Genomic DNA, 1,492 nt, shown 5'->3' on the forward strand with positions numbered 1-1,492 from the left:
CGGGGCCCCGGCGTTCCCGGGTTTTGATGCGGTATGCCGATGTTGAGTGCTTGGCCAGGTGGAAGATGAAAGAGCGCGACTTCTGCTGATCTTTCAGGTCTCGAATTCGAAGATCGACGCAGGAGTCGCGCTCGTGTCCCCATCTTCCCCAACCAGCTCTCGTCTCGTCCCGTGTCTTGACCAGTTCGCCGACCTGGCGTTGTGGGAAGCGGAGTTGGCGACTGATTCGGTCGTGGTGGAATCGGCGTTGATGCGTCGGTTGGCGGCGGTGCCTGAGCGGCGCTCGGCCTGCGGGCTGCGGCATCCGCTGGCGGTCATCTTGACGTTGACGGCGTGTGCGACGCTCGTGGTCGGTGGTGACAGCGTCGCAGCGATCTGGCAGTGGGCCGCCCGGACCTCGCAAGCGGTGCTGGAGCGGCTGGGTGCCTATCGCGATCCGTTCACCAGCCTGTTCGTCGTGCCCAGTGAGCGGACTTTCCGTCGGGTCCTGGCCGACCTGGACGCCGATGCGCTGGATGCGGCGATCAGCGGCTATGTGGCCGAGGTGGTGCGCCGGGCGGCGCCGGTGCCGCGGATTGCCCGCACCCCCGGACCGGTCGAGCGTGAGCAGCGGCGCGCAGCTCGGCGACAGGTCACCCATCCTGCCCCAGACGGGCTGTTGCCCGGCGCCGCCCTCGATGGCAAGGTCTGTCGCGGCGCCCGGACCGAGCAGGGCGGGCGTATCTTCCTGGTCGGGGCGATCAGCCACGAGCACGGCGTCATCCTGGGCCAATGCCAGGTCGCCGACAAGCGCGGGGAGGGACCCGCCGCCCGTGCCCTGCTGGCCCGGCTGGACGTGGCCGGGACGGTCTTGACCCTGGACGCGCTGCACACCACCAAGACCACCGCCCGCCTGATCACCCAGCATCTGGACGCCCACTACATCCTCATTTTGAAGGGGAACCAGCCGCTGGCCCGCGCGGCCGCCCAGGCTCTGTTGATCGGCCCGGATGCCGACTGGAGCGCGACCACCGCCATCGATGACGATCACGGGCGCGATCGCACCGAACGGCGCACCATCCGCACCGCCGAAGCAGATGACGCTCTGTTTCCCGGTGCCCGCCAAGCCTTCCGGCTCCGCCGCGACATCGGCGACTTGGACGGCGTCTGGACCAGCAAGGAAATCGTGTACGGCATCACCAGCCTGCCCGCTGAAGCGGCCGGCCCCGCTCATCTCAACCACTATCAACGGGCGCATTGGGGCGTGGAAAACCGCCTCCACTGGGTCCGCGACGTGACCTTCGGGGAGGATCACTCCCAGGTCAGGTCGGGAACCGCGCCCAGAGCGCTCGCCGGCTTCAGAAACCTGGCGATCAGCACCGCCCGGCTGGCCGGCCGCGCCAACATCGCCCATGCCCGCCGTGACCTTCTCGACCACGGTGACGCCTTCGCCGTCTACACCATCTGATCAATCCGACAAACTAGGACAAAGCGAATCAACGCCGGGGCCCTG

At 68.0% G+C, this 1,492-nt stretch carries 1 protein-coding gene; it reads left to right on the forward strand.

Annotated features, from left to right (window positions below; genetic code table 11):
* Positions 1–46 precede the first annotated feature (46 nt).
* The gene (locus ACSDR0_RS50530; protein ID WP_435296121.1) at positions 47–1,447 is read left to right on the forward strand and encodes an ISAs1 family transposase; all 1,401 of its coding nucleotides are present in this window, start codon (positions 47–49) and stop codon (positions 1,445–1,447) included.
* The last annotated feature ends 45 nt before the right edge of the window (positions 1,448–1,492 follow it).

Origin of the sequence: Streptosporangium sp. G11, from assembly GCF_051192615.1 — a bacterium.
GTDB lineage: Bacteria > Actinomycetota > Actinomycetes > Streptosporangiales > Streptosporangiaceae > Streptosporangium.